At 44.7% G+C, this 17,890-nt stretch carries 17 protein-coding genes; 5 read left to right on the forward strand and 12 right to left on the reverse strand.

Annotated elements, in window-relative coordinates; all coding sequences use genetic code 11:
- Nucleotides 1-153 precede the first annotated feature (153 nt).
- The 3 genes from KB186_RS15980 to KB186_RS15990 all read left to right on the forward strand — a co-directional run bounded on the left by KB186_RS15980 (nt 154) and on the right by KB186_RS15990 (nt 2,631).
- The gene (locus tag KB186_RS15980; RefSeq protein ID WP_232773967.1) at nt 154-1,173 is read left to right on the forward strand and encodes an HNH endonuclease signature motif containing protein; all 1,020 of its coding nucleotides are present in this window, start codon (nt 154-156) and stop codon (nt 1,171-1,173) included.
- A gap of 20 nt (nt 1,174-1,193) precedes the next feature.
- Nucleotides 1,194-1,703: an SMI1/KNR4 family protein gene (locus KB186_RS15985; RefSeq protein ID WP_232773968.1), complete on the forward strand. Its 510-nt coding sequence runs from the start codon at nt 1,194-1,196 to the stop codon at nt 1,701-1,703.
- Between the two features lie 415 nt (nt 1,704-2,118).
- Nucleotides 2,119-2,631, forward strand: coding sequence for an SMI1/KNR4 family protein (locus KB186_RS15990; protein WP_221866838.1), 513 nt, complete (start codon nt 2,119-2,121; stop codon nt 2,629-2,631).
- A 443-nt stretch (nt 2,632-3,074) separates the two neighbouring features.
- Here the strand turns inward: KB186_RS15990 and KB186_RS15995 are convergent, their stop codons facing one another.
- The 6 genes from KB186_RS15995 to KB186_RS16015 form a co-directional block, all read right to left on the reverse strand.
- The gene (locus KB186_RS15995) at nt 3,075-4,922 is read right to left on the reverse strand and encodes a hypothetical protein (protein ID WP_221866837.1); all 1,848 of its coding nucleotides are present in this window, start codon (nt 4,920-4,922) and stop codon (nt 3,075-3,077) included.
- Nucleotides 4,919-5,173 (reverse strand): ABC-three component system middle component 2, encoded by a 255-nt coding sequence (locus KB186_RS28465; protein ID WP_370646688.1) that lies wholly within the window; start codon nt 5,171-5,173, stop codon nt 4,919-4,921. Before KB186_RS28465 ends, KB186_RS15995 begins: the two co-directional genes overlap by 4 nt.
- A complete protein-coding gene (locus KB186_RS16000) occupies nt 5,166-5,429 on the reverse strand; it encodes an ABC-three component system middle component 2 (RefSeq protein WP_232773969.1) in 264 nt (87 codons plus the stop codon). The genes KB186_RS28465 and KB186_RS16000 overlap by 8 nt, the downstream gene beginning before the upstream one ends.
- A 5-nt stretch (nt 5,430-5,434) precedes the next feature.
- Nucleotides 5,435-6,538 (reverse strand): ABC-three component system protein, encoded by a 1,104-nt coding sequence (locus KB186_RS16005; protein ID WP_232773970.1) that lies wholly within the window; start codon nt 6,536-6,538, stop codon nt 5,435-5,437.
- A 186-nt stretch (nt 6,539-6,724) separates the two neighbouring features.
- Nucleotides 6,725-8,158: a 23S rRNA (uracil(1939)-C(5))-methyltransferase RlmD gene (gene rlmD, locus KB186_RS16010; RefSeq protein WP_232773971.1), complete on the reverse strand. Its 1,434-nt coding sequence runs from the start codon at nt 8,156-8,158 to the stop codon at nt 6,725-6,727.
- A gap of 118 nt (nt 8,159-8,276) precedes the next feature.
- Complete coding sequence (locus tag KB186_RS16015) at nt 8,277-9,167, reverse strand: diacylglycerol kinase (protein WP_221866834.1); 891 nt, start codon at nt 9,165-9,167, stop codon at nt 8,277-8,279.
- Between the two features lie 142 nt (nt 9,168-9,309).
- Between KB186_RS16015 and KB186_RS16020 the strand changes: the two genes are divergently transcribed.
- Complete coding sequence (locus KB186_RS16020) at nt 9,310-10,284, forward strand: ROK family glucokinase (RefSeq protein ID WP_232773972.1); 975 nt, start codon at nt 9,310-9,312, stop codon at nt 10,282-10,284.
- A 72-nt stretch (nt 10,285-10,356) separates the two neighbouring features.
- Here the strand turns inward: KB186_RS16020 and KB186_RS16025 are convergent, their stop codons facing one another.
- The 5 genes from KB186_RS16025 to KB186_RS16045 all read right to left on the reverse strand — a co-directional run bounded on the left by KB186_RS16025 (nt 10,357) and on the right by KB186_RS16045 (nt 14,185).
- Entirely contained in the window at nt 10,357-11,259 is a 903-nt protein-coding gene (locus KB186_RS16025) for a DMT family transporter (RefSeq protein WP_232773973.1), read from the reverse strand.
- Between the two features lie 68 nt (nt 11,260-11,327).
- Nucleotides 11,328-12,509 carry an ABC transporter permease gene (locus KB186_RS16030; RefSeq protein WP_173610603.1) on the reverse strand — a complete coding sequence of 394 codons (1,182 nt, stop codon included), beginning with the start codon at nt 12,507-12,509 and terminating at the stop codon, nt 11,328-11,330.
- On the reverse strand, nt 12,509-13,237 hold the full coding sequence (locus KB186_RS16035; protein WP_173610604.1) for an ABC transporter ATP-binding protein: 729 nt from the start codon (nt 13,235-13,237) through the stop codon (nt 12,509-12,511). Before KB186_RS16035 ends, KB186_RS16030 begins: the two co-directional genes overlap by 1 nt.
- A gap of 27 nt (nt 13,238-13,264) precedes the next feature.
- A complete protein-coding gene (locus KB186_RS16040) occupies nt 13,265-13,735 on the reverse strand; it encodes a hypothetical protein (protein ID WP_173610605.1) in 471 nt (156 codons plus the stop codon).
- Nucleotides 13,736-13,846: 111 nt separating this feature from the next.
- Nucleotides 13,847-14,185 (reverse strand): hypothetical protein, encoded by a 339-nt coding sequence (locus KB186_RS16045; RefSeq protein WP_221866830.1) that lies wholly within the window; start codon nt 14,183-14,185, stop codon nt 13,847-13,849.
- A 224-nt stretch (nt 14,186-14,409) separates the two neighbouring features.
- Between KB186_RS16045 and KB186_RS16050 the strand changes: the two genes are divergently transcribed.
- The gene (locus tag KB186_RS16050; RefSeq protein WP_232773974.1) at nt 14,410-16,170 is read left to right on the forward strand and encodes an RNA polymerase sigma factor; all 1,761 of its coding nucleotides are present in this window, start codon (nt 14,410-14,412) and stop codon (nt 16,168-16,170) included.
- Between the two features lie 53 nt (nt 16,171-16,223).
- On the opposite strand, the gene KB186_RS16055 is transcribed toward KB186_RS16050, so the two are convergent.
- On the reverse strand, nt 16,224-17,882 hold the full coding sequence (locus tag KB186_RS16055; protein ID WP_232773975.1) for a YcdB/YcdC domain-containing protein: 1,659 nt from the start codon (nt 17,880-17,882) through the stop codon (nt 16,224-16,226).
- Nucleotides 17,883-17,890 lie beyond the last annotated feature (8 nt).

The following is a 17,890-nucleotide window of genomic DNA, read 5'->3' on the forward strand; positions in this document are numbered from 1 at the left end:
TGCTCGTTCTGGTAATTAAATCAAAAATGATGAAGAAAGCATGTGAGCAAGTGTAGTAAGGGAAAAATCTAGCGTCATCCCCTTAGAACAGGTAGATTCATAGAAAAAACATCTAAAAGAACGCACCAAATTAAATGTTAGGAGGATTATTAAGTGAAGAAATACTTTCTAACTTTACTTGCTTTCGCTGTGCTTTTAATAAGTCCATCTGGTTCGTATGCGGAAAATTCTAAGGACAACATCCAAGAAAGAATAGAAAGAGGTGAACTAAAAAAACTTCCTTCAACGGAAATTGAACTTACTATTGATTCTGGTACAGGTGAACTTTTAAACACAGAGGAACTTTCTTCAATTCATCTAGCGGCAATTGAAGACCTTGAAGATGAAACCGGAGAAAAACTAGACAAGAATTTCGAAATATCAGAGTATGAAGTTCAGGAGTTACATCTGGAAGAAAATACAGGTGAGGAAGTCTCCCTTCGTTCAAAAACAGGAGGTTCAGGTGTTAAACTTGTAGCGGGTCTGATAATAGATGAACGAAACAAAGAAATCGTTTCGTATGTAGAAATTGAGGATATCAATGTTGCCAGGGTGGCAATGATTACCGGGAAAGTAACATTGGAGTCTTCAACTAATCGGAAACGATCATACCGTGATGAAGATGTTTTTCACTACACCTTTACAGCTCCCGAAATAAAAGAAACAGCAATGAAAGTAAGCGATCCAGTCAGCATTGTAGATACAAATTTTTGGCGGACTGTAAGCACGTCATTAGCAACATGGCCCAATGGGAAAACCGATGCAGACCATAAGGTAGGAAAAGAATTTTTGCTTAACAAAAAGGGTATCGAATATCCTAAGTATAGAGACTCGCATAGCAGAATAAAAATGTTTGAGCCTGATGAAGCCGATCTCGCTTGGGTTCCTAATAATCAAAGAGAGCCTAGAGAATCTGGCATGAGAGGCTTATATATTGATTGGTATGAGAATAAATATGGCACCCCCGATTTCAGTTGGGATGACGTAGATATTCATCACATTATTCCCCTTGCATATGGTGGGGATAACAGCTATGATAATTTAATTCCGTTACCAAAAGACTTCCACCGAACAGAGGTTACTCCTTGGTGGGCTAGTTATGGCAAGTATGTACCCTCTGGTGATGACTATTAAAGAATAGTAGGTGATTCTCCTTGAAGAACAATTTATCTGAATTGGTATTGGAAGGGTTTAAAAAAAGACTCGATAATAGTAATCGATTATTAGTGCAAAATAGGAATGGAAAAGTTGATACAGCCCAGTTTACATTTAACCCTCCTGCTAATGCGGAAGAAATTGAGGAGTTTTTAAGGAGCACTCACTGGCACTTACCAACTGACTATAAGAATTTTCTCCTAATCCATAATGGAGCATGGCTGTTCAAGAGTGTAAGATATGGTGGAGGATATGAGTTACTGAGTCTAGATGAAATTAAGGATAATCATCTCGACTATATGCCTGTGAATTGGTACCCTATCTCGATTAACAATGGTGATTACATCTTTATTGATTCTAACCGAGTCAAGGATGGTCAAAACAACTATTTAGTTTGTTTTAATCATGATGATGTTTCAGTCTCAGAAGGTTATTACTTAAATATGAATTTTGAAACTTGGTTGGAAAGATTAATCATTGCTCAAGGAACAGAGTTTTGGACTTGGTAAGTAGAAATAAAGAAGGGGCTGTTTCAAAAGTCGATTTTTCCGACTGAGAGACACCCCATTTTTTAATATCGAAACTCTTGATACATCAAGGTTTCAGAGGGACTTCTCTAGTTGTAAGGAAGATGTGGAAGCATTCATTTAAGCTTACTCTAAACAGATTGAATCTGCCCCCTACTTTCACATAGAGTACAATGCCAACGGGAAAGCAAATTTTATAGGAAGTTACCTCGTTTAAAGGGTTGGATGTTTTTAATATCAAGGTAGAAAAATTTGTCGAAGAGATTGATAAAATATCTCCATATGACCGAGAGCATTGGGAGCTAGGAGGACTTTATATATTTGATGTCACTGATTGGTGGAGAAGTTATCGAAGAAACTAGTATAAAATTGGACTGTCATTGAAGGATGTGATCCTGTGAGTAATCCTTTTGAAGCCCTCATTAGTAAGATCAGGGGTAGTAAGACAAGTGTAGACGGGAACGTGCATATCAAAAACGAGGAATATCAATTTACATTCTACATCTCGAACGAGTCTATCACAGATATAAAGGAGAAATTAAAATCGTTTGAGTTACCAGAGGATTACGTCAGTTTTTTAAGCCACTACGAAAGTGCAAAACTATTCAAGGGCGCCAAGCATAACTCTGGGGGTTATGATGTGCTAAGTACCGAGCTCGTCATTGGGTACTGGAAAGCCTACAGCATCGACCATCCTTACTATCCTATCGTTTGGAGCGATAATTCAAATAGCTGTATATGTGTGGATCAAGACAGAATACATAGTGGCAAAGGTTACCTCACATGGGTTGGATCGATACTACCAGACGATACTATCGACATAGACCTGACGTTCACAGGATTGCTGGAACGACTTATTGAGCATGACGGAATTGAGTTTTGGGATCGACCCATTGAGGAGGAAGAGTAAGAAAAAAGGACGCCTTTTATAGTGCTTCTTCAGGATGAATCGGACGACTAATGCATGACTGCCAAAAAGCTGGGACTAAGCTCTCGGCTTTTTGGCAGTAAGTTGGGCCGCTTTTGGCTCTAGTGCGGAAATATTTAAAATTTCTTAATAGCAATGTTAATAGTAGTTTAAATGAAAAATGCATTCGATTAGAGAGACAGATCAACGTTCTGTTAGCCTCCGACTGTCTGGTAGAACAGCGACACATTAGGGTACGATTTTTTCCGTTCGTTAGGCGACTTCAGAATTTCAAATAAATAACATCTTTAAACAACTAAGCAAAAAGTTGGCCATCCAGTGATAATGCTTTCAATTTCATTTAATTTGTCATGGATTGTTGAAGGATACTTCATATTTACTTGCCTCACTTATTCAAGTTATCTAGTTATTAAATTTCTCCGCCATTACTTAATTATTGTAACAAATCCATATCTACCTTTATTTTTATTCTTCGTGAACTCAACATAATTAATTTTCCGAATCACTGTTTCAGGTGGAGTTTTATTCTCGAAAATAATCACTTGTTTATGGCTGGTTTCCTCGGATATAAATTCAAAGAATCTAGTCTGTAGCTCTTCAGAGGTTTTATCTTCATCGCCATCTTCCTCTTTGTATGAGGTTACTGGAGAATCTAGCACCACTAAACCGGGATGAGGGAGACTCTTTAAATAACAATATCTCATGACGCCTAACACAAAAGCACTGTAAGAAATTGAACGATACCCTTTACCAAATAATCTTCTTGGTTTACCCGAAATTAATATATCCTTATGTTTATCATCAAATTTAATGGTTTCATAACCTGGATATTTCCAACCTGATAAATAATATTTAATACTCTCACAAAGTTCATCATAATATTTATTGTAATCGATTGACTGCAATGGACTTGAGTTTGTATCTGACTCACTTTGTAAAAGACCTAGTAATCTGTTCTTCTCACCTTGTAATTTCATCAAAGTATTTTTCTTTTGTTCTATCTCATTGATAATTTTTTGAGTCATTAAAACACTTCGGAGTTCTTCTTCTACAATGTAATTCTGGGGTTCTAATTGCTCATCTAATATTTTGCTCAAACTATTATACTCGGTTTCTTTTAGATGCAATTCTTTGCTCAGAAGTGCTACTTCTTCACTCATTGTTCCTATTGTGTTCTTTAAATCCTCAAGATGGAGTAATATTTTTTGTAGTTCAATTTTATAAGATTCTTTCTTCTGCTCTATTTCGATATGGGAACAAGTAAGTTCGCCATTTTTAATTTGTTGATTACAGCGCGGACACTTTTCATAACTTAGTAAAGAGAAGTAGTGCTCTCCTTCTAACAAAAAAGAGATTCTCTCCATATCAGTTTCATACTGGTCCTTTAACAAATGAAACCTTTTTAATAGCTCACTCGTTGACAGTATCTTTGAATTGTATTGTTGAATCTCCCTCCACAAAATTTTCCTTGCGATTGATAATTTTTCAATTTCCGAACTAATTCCGCTTCTTTTGGAGGTTAAGTTTTTTATAGTATCTTCTAAATTTTCTTCTAATTCCAGTGGAGCTAGCGATATATTCAATTCCAAATCATTAATTAATTTATCTATTAGTCCTATTTGTACCGTAAACGTAGACTCGGAACTATTCGGCCTTTTATTTTCTGTTAAATAACTGTCATCTTTACCCGTTAGTATTAGTCGAAATGCCGCTTCCTCAGCAGTCTTAGTTTTATTGTTATCTGAATGTACAGGAGATTCCTTAGAAATTATTTTCACTTCATCTATTAAGATAAAATCATTGTAGTTTCTATATGTAAATCTTTTTAGTTTATTTGTTTTATTAGTTTTAATATATAAATTGGTGTTGTGATACCCAGATAAAGACATAAGAAACTTGGACATGCTTTCCTTCTTCACACTGTGTTTCTGGGATAAGTTTTCAAATTTCGTTTCATGCTGCAATTCATTTATAGAACAATTGTACTTTTTAATATTTCCTCCAGAAAATTCTCTTTCAAATGTATACTTTAGACCGTCGTAAGTTTCTAATTCTAATAGAATAGTGTCATACTCATTATTAACAACCTCTTCAATTTGTTCAGGGGCGTCTTTACCACCCAACATAAAATTAATACACTCAAATATAAATGATTTTCCTGTGTTCGTTGGCCCGACAATAACATTAAGACCTTTTTTAAACTCAATTTCTGAATATAATCCGTCTTTACCAAGTAAACGCAATCTATTAAGAAAGAAACCTCTCGTGGTCATTCAATACCACTCCTAACATATGCTTCATACATGAATTCTCCGCCCCATTTTTCGATATTACTTTCAATAAAAACCTTCAACTCTTCTTCCGAGTATTTTGAGAAATATTTGGTAACCCATAAGGCATTGATTCGAAGTCTGTTGCTATAAGGCGACACAAATAAATTAAGAAAGGGTTCTGTCAGTTCAGACGACGAATAAGTAATGCCGTTTTCATTAAATACAATGTCTATAAGACTCTTGCTATACATTTAGTTCTAAACCTAGTTGCATAGCTTTTCTTCTTACAATAAGGCCACCTGACCTATTTGGAATATCTGGATGCAATGAAGGTGGGCAATTTTCCACGCCAACATCTTTTGAATGTAAAATTAAATAATCGTAGTATATAAGTCTTTGTAGATCTAGACTAATTGGTGAATTGACGGCTAAAATTATGAGTGTCCTCAATCCAACTTCAAACGGAGAATTAAACCCTCCACATTCACTTTTTTCCTTATTAGCCATAATTTTCAATCCACCCAACTTATCTTATCTTCATTAGCTAAATGGTGACATAAACCATTTAAATCGTTTCCTTTAATTGAGGTATACAATGGGTAGCTTGGCATATTAAGATTTCTGGCAACCTTGCAAGCCTCCTTAACTCTTTCAAATCCATCAGGATGTTGAGACTCAATAACATCGATAATCCCGTCATAGACTTCTTGTTTTAAATCCTCAAAAGCATTTACACCGGGTGGAAGAGTATCTCTCTCAAACTTCATCAAAGACTCAGCAGAGTAAAAACATTTTCGCTGCCTATTAAAATGACTAATATATTTAAAATGAACTGATAGTTGAGAAATATCATCGATAGAAGACTTATGGTTGTCAGAATATGCTTCGAGTAATTTCTTAACGTAAAGTAATTCATTAGGAGAGATTCTGTCTGGAGGCTCAACAGGTTCAGGGCGTGTTTTATGAATGCCTCCGAATCTATAGTAGTAGTATTTAGTTTTTGAATGTTGTTCGATTAATTCTTGTGGATCTATATCATCAAAGATTGAAAAGTCAAAGTTCTCAACATAAGTGAGGAACTCACCAACTAACTCTATATTTTTCCCGCTTGTTATTTGTTTCCGACATTTATCATTCCATTCTTCAATTAACCCTTCTTTTAATTTCTCGGGATTATCAATAAAGTTGGAAAGTTTTGTCGAAATACCTTTAGGTGTTACGAAATAATACTTTCTCGGCACCGGGTATTCTTTTATAAAAGTGTAGTAACACAATTTTCCAAGCTCAATCCAAACCGTACTGGGAGATAAAGAAGCGTTATAGTGTTTACATTGGTAATTATCCCAAATTAAATCCATGCCTTTATCCTCACTTACATAAGCAATAACATCTCTGCCCATATCCCCCGCTCCGCCACACCTTCTTACTTTTACATATTTATGTTTTAAATAGCCACATGACCATTCTCTAACAAGGTCTTCAAAATCAGTGTCAGAAATAACCTGGAGTCTTTTGATAGGTTCAATAGGTTTCCCCAACAATAAATCAGTATTCGACAATTTGACTTTGACTACTGGTTCATCAATTTCAATTATATTTCTCTCTAATTCTATCAATGTGACCACCCGCACCTAATCATTTGATATCCAAATAATAACATAAAAGTAATCTGCTATAATGACAAATTGGAAGTTTTGCTTTTAGTATTTGAAACACGAGAATAATAGATAAGATTAAATACTATGTACGCACAAAGTTGAAATCAACTACAGCCACTTAAAAAGGGGCATAGCCTTATTTGGCTAGCCCCTTCTTTCCATCAATACAACACTCTCCACATGCCCCGTATGCGGAAACATATCCACCGGCTGCACTTCCTTCACCTCATACCTCTCAGCAAGCACCTTCAAATCCCTCGCCAACGTAGAAGGATTACAAGAAACATAAACCACTCTCTCCGGCTGCATCTCCAAAATCGTCGTCAACAACGCCTCATCACAGCCTTTGCGCGGCGGGTCAACGACAATCACATCCGCCCGTATGCCCTTCTCTTTCCAAGCAGGAATGACAACCTCCGCAGGACCTGCCTCAAACGTCGCATTCTCCACGCCATTCAACTGCGCATTTCGATTCGCATCCGCAATCGCTTCCGGCACAATCTCTACACCGTACACATGCTTTGACTTCTGCGCCAAAAACAGAGAAATCGTCCCAATACCGCAATACGCATCAATAACCGTCTCCGTACCAGTCGCACCCGCATACTCCAACGTCTTGTTATACAGCACCTCTGTCTGAGCAGGATTGACCTGATAAAACGAACGCGCCGAAATGGCAAACTTGATCGGACCGATATAATCGTAAATCACATCGCTGCCCCATAGCGTCACGGTCTTTTTGCCAAAAATAACATTGGTCTTGTCCGGGTTGATGTTCTGCACGATACTCGTCACGCCTGCGACTTGTGCACGAATCGCTTCCATTAGCTCATCGCGCTGCGGAATCTGCTCCTCCGTCGTCACGAGCACAACCATGACTTCCCCCGTCTTGACGCCAACCTTAACAACAACATGACGTAGCAAGCCTGAATGGCGCACCTCGTCATATGCCGTGATTTTCAGCTTGGTCGCCGCCTGCTTCACGGCTGCCACTGCTTCATCATTCACCTGATGTTGAATGAGGCATTCGTTCATGTCGATGATCGAGTGGGATTTCTCCGCGTAAAAACCGCCGACCAAAGCCCCGTTTTCCTCGCCGATTGGTACCTGTGCTTTGTTGCGATAACGCCACGGATCACTCATGCCAAGTGTCGGATGAACGGTAATCGCGCCTTCCCCTTCGACTTGGAAACCTCCAATGCGCCGCAGGTTGTCCCGCACGATTTGCTGCTTGTGTCGCAGCTGCTCCTCGTATGCGAGATGCTGCAACGAACATCCTCCGCAACGGTCGTACAGCGGACAGGGCGGCTGGAAGCGATGGGTACTTGCTTCTACTACTTCCGTCATCTTTGCAAAGCCGAAGTTTTTCTTCACATGATCGACACGCGCATGAACCCGCTCTCCTGCAAGTGCGCCATCCACGAACAGCGTATATCCTTCAATCCGGCCGACTCCTGCTCCTTCGTGGTTCAGTCCGGTTATCTCCACTTCCACGGTTTGTCCGACACGTACAGGGACGTCCAGCTCCACTTTGGCTGTCGGGTGCGGACCACGCCGCTTCTTTGTTGTCTTCGCCACTATCTATTGCTCCTTTTATCTTGCTCTATAGGTTTTCGTTTTCGCTCCAGGAAACATGCAGGGATGCACTGCGAAAAGCGGCATCCCCACGGCTATTGCTATTCATTTTACTATCTTCTTACGGGACGAACAACTCGATATGCCCCGGCAATGCTTCCACCACGCAAGGCAGCTGTCCGCCCAGCTCACCGTCCAGATTGAGCTGAACCTTCTCTCCGCCCGGCGAAGTGGCTTTGATATAATCTGCCTGGAAATACAGGATGTTCGGGTCCTTTAGGTGCTCGCCTCGAACCGCCTGTGTCGCCAAGCGAATAAACTCCGCGATATTCGTCTTTTTCACAACGATGACATCCAGCTTGCCGTCTGACAAGTCCGCATCTGGGGCAAGCCAGTCGAACCCGCCTACGGATCGGCTATTGGCGATGAGGAACACCATGATTTCTTCATCCAACAGCACCTCTTTGCGGCTCTCCAGACGAACACGGATCGGGTGTAGCGACGGCAGCTTCTCCAAGCCTTTGACGTAATACGCCATTTGTCCGATCAGCGTTTTCAGCTTGCTCGGGACCTCGTAGGTCAGGTTCGTCAGCGACCCGCCACCCGCGATATTCATAAAATAGCGGTTGTTGATGCGCCCCAGGTCAATGCGTTTCTTCTTGCCCTTGGCGACAATCTCCGTTGCACGCGTGATCGATTTTGGTATACCGACCGCCCGGGCAAAATCATTGCTCGTTCCGCAGGGGATTATTCCAAGAGATGGACGCGCTTTATGCTCTGCCATCCCATTGACTACTTCGTATATGGTTCCATCTCCGCCAGCTGCCAGGATGACGTCAAAACCGCGAGCTACTGCACGAGCAGCTTCTTCTGTCGCATCATCTTCCCCTCTGGTCGCATAGCATGAAGTTTCATATCCGGCCGATTCCATTAAATCGAGGATTTCCGGCAACCGCCGACGCACGATCTCCCGGCCGGAGCTTGGATTGTAGATTAATCTGGCTCGTTTCAAGGCAGATCCCTTCTTCCTTCCCTCGCTCACGGGGGTACTCTCTTCCATCATATCCTGTATAGCCATTTTTGGGAATCGCTATGCTCCATATAGCGTGATAAGATAGAAAAAGATGGAAAACAAGGAGATAGGGGAGACGCTTGTGAAGAAGATCATCGTGGGAGTAGATGTGGGTGGCACTGCAATCAAGATGGCTTTGATTACGCCAGACGGCGAGCTGGTTACAAAAATGCAAGAACCTACGCCTGTTGCAGACGGCGAGGATGGCATTTTGCAAAAAATCGTAGACATGTCTCATGATCTTCTTGCGCAGCATGACTATTCTCTTCCACAAGTCTGCGGAATCGGTGTAGGCGTACCCGGCCCCGTTGATGGTGGGAAGGGGATCGTCTTTCAAGCGGTGAATCTTCACTGGCGCCAACCCGTTTTACTAAAAGAAAAATTGGAAGCCCTTACAGGGTTGCCAGTCGCGGTCGACAACGATGCCAATGTCGCAGCCCTCGGGGAAATGTGGCAAGGAGCAGGCCAAGGTGCACACGACCTCGTTCTCATTACACTCGGCACAGGTGTAGGTGGAGGCGTCATCTTGAATGGAAAGGTCATCCATGGCATTAACGGTGTGGGCGGCGAAATCGGTCACATCACCATGACTCCGGATAGCGGTGCCCCCTGCAATTGCGGCAAAACAGGTTGTCTCGAAACATACACGTCTGCGACTGCCATCATTCGTGAAGGGCGTTTTGCCGCTGCGAACGGATCAAGCCCGGCGCTTGCCGCTGTACTCGCCACCAAAGGAAACATTGCAGCGAAAGATGTCCTCGAGGCAGCCGTAGCAGGAGACGCAGCTGCTCTCGCGATTATCGATCAAGTGGCGCTCTATCTCGGCCTCGCTCTTTCTCATTTGGCGAATGTGCTCAATCCCGCGAAGTTTATGATTGGTGGAGGCGTGGCCGCGGCAGGTGACTTCCTCTTTTCCCGAATCCGCGAATCATTCAAACGCTTTGTTCCATTCACCTACGTCGTCGAGTCCACAGAGATCGTTCCGGCCAAACTCGGCAATGATGCGGGTGTGTACGGTGCGGGCTGGCTAATCCGCTCACAGATGCACGAATCCTGATCGGTCCACATAAAAAGAATGGACGCTCCTGCACGTGAAGCCTCACAGCAAGAGCGTCTTTTTGGTATGACCTTATGAGGAAGCCTGCTTGTGTGCCAGCTCTGGCTCTCCGCCTTTCCCCGAAACAATCAGCGCAGCACCGACGAGCACTGCACATCCTCCCAACAATTGGAGAGGACTAAACGCTTCGCCAAACAACAACGCCGAAAACCCAAAAGTGACAACAGGCTCCAGTGTGCTTAGTACCGACGCTTTGGTTGAGCCAATCAGTTGCAAGCCGCGGAAGAAAAAACTGATGGCGACCACCGTAGAAAAAACGACGATCCCCAGCAGTGCCCACCACCCTTGTGCCGCAAAAGACAGGTCAACACCTCCGTCTTTTAGCGTAATGAAAAAGGTGGAAATGGCAGCAAACAGGGCGATGTACGCAGACGTTACATAAGACGAAACGCCTTTTACCACTCGATTCCCTACCACAATATAAACGGAATAAAACAACGCCGCAGCAAGAGCCAACAATACGCCAATCGGCTGAATCCCGCCAAATGACAAACCAAGCACCAGTCCAAGACCGACGAGTGTAATCAGCATGGCGATGACGGTCTTTTTCGTCAACCGCTCCTTCTCGACGAAGTAGCTCAGTATAGCAACAAACACAGGAAATGTGTACAGAAGCAAGGCCGCCATGGAGGTCGGGATGTACTGTACCGCAGAGAAAAAGCTAAGGGATTGCAGCGTGTACAAAATCCCGCCGAGACAAAACATCGCCAGCACCTGTCTTTTGTCCAAGCGAAGCGACTCCTTGCGCCAGAGCAACAAACCAAAAAACAGGGCAGTCGCCAATAAAAATCGCAAAAACAAAAGCGTCGAAACAGACACACCCGCTTCGTAGGCGTACACAGCAAAAATAGACATGACGCCAAAGCCAGCAGCCGATCCGAAAATATATAAGACTCCGACATACAGCGGATTCACAACATTTCACCAGCTTTCTCGAAATGACAGCGACGAGTGACGCGACAGGTCTGGGAAAAATTTTACGATCAGTGCTTTAACCCCGCTCCTTCTCTGCGGAATATGCGCGACGCGAGAAAAATAGTGAAAACCACATAGACAAGCAAGGAACCAATCCCCAGAAGCGCATGCATCGGGTCGACCTTGCCATAAAACACTTCCTTGGACAATGCGACACCGTTGAAAACAGGCATCACGTAGTAATGCGTGGGGATGTCGACCGGACTGATTGGCATCAACATGTACGACGGGACCATCGCCAAAAATATGACCGCACTCATGTACGTCTGCCCCTCTTTAAAAGACTTGGCAATCGTACTCAAAAGAAGTTCCAACCCTGCAAAGAGCGCCGCCAACAACAAAATGGTCACGATAAGCACCAACAAAGTGACAGGCGAGAAGAAGGCGAGTGTAAAATGATCTCCTTCCGTCCCCATTGGTCCAAGACGCATGGCCAGTGTGACAGAAATCAGTGACGCTACTGCCCCCATGGTACTCATGATCATCACAGCCAACAGCTTTGCCGTGAGGATGTGCTGGGCTGCAATCGGTGCCGTCAACAGCGATTCGAGCGTTCCCCGCTCTTTCTCACCAGCGACGAGATCATTCGCTGCGGCCATTCCCGCGGATGCGAGCGAGACAACCAACATCAACGGAATGATGCCCGCCAGCATCCCCCCCGACTTCCTTTCCTCAGAGGCTGTATTTTGAAAGGTGGAGACAATCGGTTGAATCGTCTGCTCGGACAAACCTGCTTGGTTCAACCTTTTCGCTACGACGTCTTTGCTGTAAGCCTCTACTGTCTGCTCGATCAGCGTACGGGCATAGACAGATTTTTGATTGGTCGAGTCATAGTCAACCGATAACTGCGCTGTTTTTCCCGCCGTGATCTCTTCATCGAAGCCAGCAGGAATTGTCAAAATAGCGCGTAGCTGACCTGCTTGCAGTGCCAGTTTCGGATCGGGCGGCTCCAGGATTTGAACAGCAGGATTTTTTTGCAAAACAGCAATCAATGAAGATGATCCTTGTACAGCTATCGGGATGTACTCCCTTGCCTCTTTTTCCACATTACTATACGACGTCCCGAGCAAAAAGAAGACGAACGGAATGACGAGCAATGGCACCAGGAGCGTTCCTATCCACGCCTTGCGATCGCGAAACAAGTCCATTAGCTCTTTTTTGAATACGGTCCACACGACATGTGAGCCCATCAGCCCTCGCTCCCTTCCACGACAGCCATGAAAATGTCGTCCAGATCCTCTGTCCCAAACTGCTCGCGCAGCGCATCCAATCCCCCGGCGAACCGCAGCTTACCCTTGTGCATGAGCGCAACTCTTTTGCACAGCTTGTTAATCTCGCCCATGTTGTGACTGGAAAACAGAATCGTCTTCCCCTCTTCCTGCAACTTTCTGACCATTCTTCGAAAGATTGTGGCAGCCGTTACATCCAATCCTGTCGTCGGTTCATCCAACAAAATGACATCGGGATCATGTACGAGCGTCCGGGCAATCGCTACCTTTTGCTTCATTCCCCGGGAAAAGGCATCCACTCGCCTGTCTAAAAAAACGTCCATCTCAAGCAGCCGACTCAGACTGTCAATCCGCTCCTCAATCCTCGCTTGCTCCAAACCGTATAGACGACCGAAATACGCGATATTTTCCCGCGCTGTCAAACGGCTGTAAAGACCCACATCTCCCCCGAACAAAATGCCGATTCTGCGGCGCACTTCAAGCGGTTGCTGTCGAACGGAAAACCCACTAATCTCGATGTCTCCCTCGGTCGGGGTCAAAACCGTCGCCATCATGCGCATCGTCGTTGTCTTACCCGCACCGTTTTCGCCGAGAAGTCCGTATACCTCGCCTGCCTCGACCCGAAACGATACATGTTGGACCGCTGCGATCTCCTTGAATCGCTTGCTGACATCCTTGACTTCAATCAACAGCAGCCCCTCCTCTCCCGTATTTTCCTAGAATCGTACCTTCAGCAAGTACGACGCCCGCTTTTCTCCCGTAAACGTCACCTGTACGACACCCGTCCGCCCGCGCAAAACTCGCGGTATAACGCCCGTGACATGAAATTCCCTTCGCTTCTCATCGACTCGCGCGATAGACACGGAGCCTGGGGGCGAAAAGACCTTGTCGCCTTCCAGTGTGTAAAACGAAAGGGTGATTTCCCCCGCTTGCCCGTGGGCTTCTCCCGAAAACCGGATGATCTCCATCATTCCTGACACCGCTGACACTCCCGTGAGGTCAAAAAGCGGGTGACGCAGATTCGCAAGCGTCTGTCCTTTTTTCCAGTCCTGCAAAAACGCGTCAAACTCCTGCACAGCAACCATCCACGCCGTCGAGGATGTCGTAGTCGTAGGGACATGCGAAGACATTGTACCAAACACAAGCGAAGAAGACGTCATCACCAGTGGCAACCAAATAGAAAACATGCTAATTCCCTCCAATAATTGGTTGCTCTTAGCATGCCCTCATAAAAGTTACCCGTATGTGCCTTTGGCGAATCAGAATCTTTTGACTTCAAGAACGGTAACTCTCGTATCCTACAGCGGATACCGCTCTTTCCATTTGGTCAGGGAAAAGCCTTCAAACAGCGCGACGAAAGCTTCCGTATCGTTAATATAATGACGGGTTTCTTTTACCTCTGGATGCTTTTCAAGAAACAGAGTCGCTACTAAATGGCTGACAGGAACACCTTCTGCCTCTTGATCGTAAATGCCCCGCTCAGCAAGCACTTTGCCAAAATAACGCACGTAGGTGACGGTTATTGTTTTTTCTTGACCGTTTTCTTGCCACGTAGCAATGGAACGATCAAATGTATCAGACGGTGAACCACCTTTTCCAGGTGCCACACTTTCTCCTGCAACAGAAATGAGCTTCATGTACTTCCATCCTCCTTTTTCTTCTTGTACGTTCATTATAGGGGAGAGTGGAAATTGTTACAAATTGCTTTGTCATCTGCCATTGGAGAATCCCTTCGTTTACTTGTCTGATACACTAAATAGAACGGTTAAAAAACTCCAAAATTTTTTTCGCATCCCGTGTCAGAAAATCCGTGAACCCGAAGTCTACACAGTATATCAACAAATCACGAGGAGTTATTGCGATGGATCACTTGATAATCAGCCCCAAGACTCATGAGGAACACACCCAGATAGAAGACGAAACTTTGGTAGAACAGGCAAAAGCCGGAGATCAGGAGGCGTTTAGCGAGCTGGTCAGGCGTCATCGCTCCAAAGTATACGGCTATGCTCGGTCGTACACACAAGAAGCCTTTCTTGCCGAAGACATCGTTCAGGATGCTCTCATTCGCGCCTTTTTGCACCTGGGAACATTGGTGGACAGCCGACGTTTCCTTCCTTGGCTGCATCGGATTGTACGCAATCAGGCGTACACACGGCTTTCGAAGGGTTCGCAAAAAAGAGAAACCCTCTTCTCGAGTCTGGGCAAACAAACGCCTGAGCAGGAACCGACTGACTGGGAGGACCTCGATAGTATTCTGCACAGACTGGGACGGTCTTGGTCACACTCTGCGCAGAACACCAATCCCGAAGAGGTCATGGTGCGGCGTGAACTGTTTGAGACGATCAGGAGCCTGCTGTACTGCCTCAATCCTCGGGAGAGACGCATTGTGGAATCTCATTTTTTTGATCATTTGGCCCCTCAGGAGATTGCCCACATGTTCCAGATGTCCCAGGCGAATGTCTACCAAGTGCTATCGCGTTCTCGCAAAAAACTGATTCAAGAAAAAACTCGTGTCGTTGTTGATCAATACGTGAAGACGAGAAAGGTTGCGGGGAATATGAAACAAGCCGTATTGAAAAAACCAGAAGCATTCACGATGCCTACTTGGATTACTTGCGCAGCGGCACTATACGGATTGGTAGAATCGACCGAACGCAAAATGTCTTTGCCGATGATACTTGGCCTGAGCGGCCATGCCTTTCGCCTGACAATCGTGCCTGAAAATATCCACATTGCGGGCCCGACGATGTTTCACTTTCAACGGGTCTTACAGCAGGGTTTGAAAAACATGGGCTTTGAATCTCGTGCCGTCACCTCGTATCATCTTTCCTGCGAACCAAGCATGAATGCCAATCAAGTTGCTCCCTCACTATTGAGCCAAGAGGCCCGCGAAAAACGCCAGCTGTCTGTCCTCTTGCCGGAAGCGTTGGAACTGGTTCACCGCTCCATCGACAAAGGGCATCCTGTGCTTGCTTGGGACCTGTTCATGCCAGAGTTCGGATTAATCTACGGCTATGATGATGAAAAAAGAATGTTTTACGCAGGAGACAACTGCCGAAACGACAGTACCATTCCTTATGAAAACTTGGGGCGGGGTATCATCGAGGAGTTGTTTGTCCTTGCCATCGACCGTGCGTTTCCGATCGACCAACGCACGATGCTCGCAAATGCTCTCCACACTGCACTCGTTCATTATCGTGGAGAAGAACCGCAGGACGCGAGCTGCGTCAATGGTTTAGCGGCCTATGCTGCTTGGCAGGAAGCCTATGAAAAGGGAACGGTTGAGCCGAATGGCAACGCGTATACGACCGTGGTGAACGGGGATGCACGTCGCTACGCCTCTCTTTTCTGGAGCGAAATCGTTGATACGTGGACAGATTCTGTGTTTGATGAGGTTCGTCCGCTGATGAAAGAAGCGGCTAGCTTGTACGGGGCGATTGCCGATGACTTTGACACGTTAAGCAAGCTCTTTCCGTTCCCGGCTGGAGGCGAGCCGAACGATGCGGAGCAGGGCAAGCAGGCAGTTGCGTTGTTGCAGGCGATTGAGCGAAATGAGCGTGCTGCCGTATCGGTACTGGAACAAATACAGGCGGAACTCACTGCAAATCAGGCATCCACATAAAAGGGATAGAAAAAAGAACGCAGTCAGAAAAGCTGCGTTCTTTTTCGTTCGAATTATTCCTCGTATTCGCCCCATTCAAGTGTGCCTTTTACAGCATCTACGTAAGGCCAGCTCTTGCTCTTGTCAACCGTATAGACAAGGGTGAGAAAAGGAGCTTGTTTGCCTTTGTAGGTTGGCCAGAAGTAGGACAGCTTTACAGGGAGATTTTTGGCTACGATTTCAGCAGCTTGCTGCTCCGTTACGGATGGCTTCAAGATGGGAAGAGTACCCTCTTTTTCCGGCAAATTCACAATGAAAGTAAATACTTGTCCACTCTCTATATCAACCTTCATCCAATAGTAACGGTCGAACACAGGCAACCCATCGTGCAATTCATAAAAAATGAAGGTATACGTTCCTGTTCCTGTGTACTCCTCCTCTTCACCCTCTCCTTCATTCAACTCGATCATCCAATCAGCCAATTTCGGCTGTTTATATGGATCAAATATCTCAACCTGCCATTCAGTAGAGGATTTAGCAGCATATGGCTCGATGAAGGAAATTGCTTTTTTCAAGGCTTCTTCTTTCGATAAGGGAACAGGCAAGCTTTTTGTTTCCATAAAAATATCCGCACTAGTGACCGCTCCCGTAGAAGCATCCACCGAAATGGACACGTCTTCATACCCAAACTCATCGCTCCAGGAATGTATGATCTCACCATCAACTTCTCCTGTGTAGTATTCTGTGAACATCACCTTCGTATCCACGTCAAACAAGCCCGCGACGACTTTTTCTCCATCTGCCCTGCTTTTGACAATAAGCGGCTCTCCTTTTGGCGATAGCGTAATATTCTTCAGGTTGCCAGGATTTCTTTTTCCATTCCCGGCTAATTCAGTTCCATGAGTGAAGTCAATCTGCTTTCCTGTCACGGCATCGATGTAAGCGTTATTCATCCATAAGTATTGCATGCCCGGCTTGGCATCTTTCCCTTCCAGCATATAGCCCAACTCAAGACGATCAGGTGTGAAAAACTGCTTTTTGACAGCTTCAGGTGTCAGTGCCGTTTTCGGATCGGGGACCTTGGTCTCTTTCAAATCAAGTAGCTCACTGGATACACCCAAGATATGACCAGCATAATCCGTCGACACATATATGCCCATCCTATTCCCCAATATCTCCAGCCCATTTAGTTCAACTGGATAATAAACGGAGCGGTATATTGTTGAGTTATCAGTCAAATCTTCGGAGTCTTCCTTGTTAACAGCTTTGGATAATGTAGGCGAGCCTACTTGTTTTCTTTTGTCTGCACCTAATAACTCAAGCACTGCTTTTTCTGCCCGTTGCAAAATAATCTCGTCTGTCGCAATTTCCCCTTGTTTCCAAATATGCAAACTGGCGCTGTACATGATCAACTCACCTGTTTTTCTGTCAAAGACAACAATGGCACTCATGTCATTGGATTCGGGACTTTCCAGATTGAGGTTTAACAGATTTTCATCCATCTCACTTTTCACAATCGTTCGTTTCGTCAACGTTTTCAATGCAGGCTCCAGCTTTTCTAAAGCAGCTACGATCTGAGTGGACCGCTCCGGGAGCTTTTCCTCACTTTTTGTAACAGATGCAATGTGGCTAGGATGGATTTCAGGACTTGCAGCCAAGGCTGTTCCACTTGTTGCTGGCAACATCATTGCTATTGTCAATGCGATTGCTGTGCGTTTTCCATTTCGTTTCATTAAATCTC

Origin of the sequence: Brevibacillus sp. AF8 (assembly GCF_021270385.1) — a bacterium.
Taxonomy (GTDB): Bacteria; Bacillota; Bacilli; order Brevibacillales; family Brevibacillaceae; genus Brevibacillus.

Excerpts from the sequence above, each read along its gene's own strand:
- KB186_RS15995 (WP_221866837.1), bottom strand. The coding sequence starts at position 4,922 with ATGACCACGAGAGGTTTCTTTCTTAATAGATTGCGTTTACTTGGTAAA.
- KB186_RS28465 (WP_370646688.1), bottom strand. The coding sequence starts at position 5,173 with ATGTATAGCAAGAGTCTTATAGACATTGTATTTAATGAAAACGGCATT.
- KB186_RS16000 (WP_232773969.1), bottom strand. The coding sequence starts at position 5,429 with ATGGCTAATAAGGAAAAAAGTGAATGTGGAGGGTTTAATTCTCCGTTT.
- KB186_RS16030 (WP_173610603.1), bottom strand. The coding sequence starts at position 12,509 with ATGGGCTCACATGTCGTGTGGACCGTATTCAAAAAAGAGCTAATGGAC.
- KB186_RS16040 (WP_173610605.1), bottom strand. The coding sequence starts at position 13,735 with ATGTTTTCTATTTGGTTGCCACTGGTGATGACGTCTTCTTCGCTTGTG.
- KB186_RS16045 (WP_221866830.1), bottom strand. The coding sequence starts at position 14,185 with ATGAAGCTCATTTCTGTTGCAGGAGAAAGTGTGGCACCTGGAAAAGGT.
- KB186_RS16050 (WP_232773974.1), top strand. The coding sequence starts at position 14,410 with ATGGATCACTTGATAATCAGCCCCAAGACTCATGAGGAACACACCCAG.
- KB186_RS16055 (WP_232773975.1), bottom strand. The coding sequence starts at position 17,882 with ATGAAACGAAATGGAAAACGCACAGCAATCGCATTGACAATAGCAATG.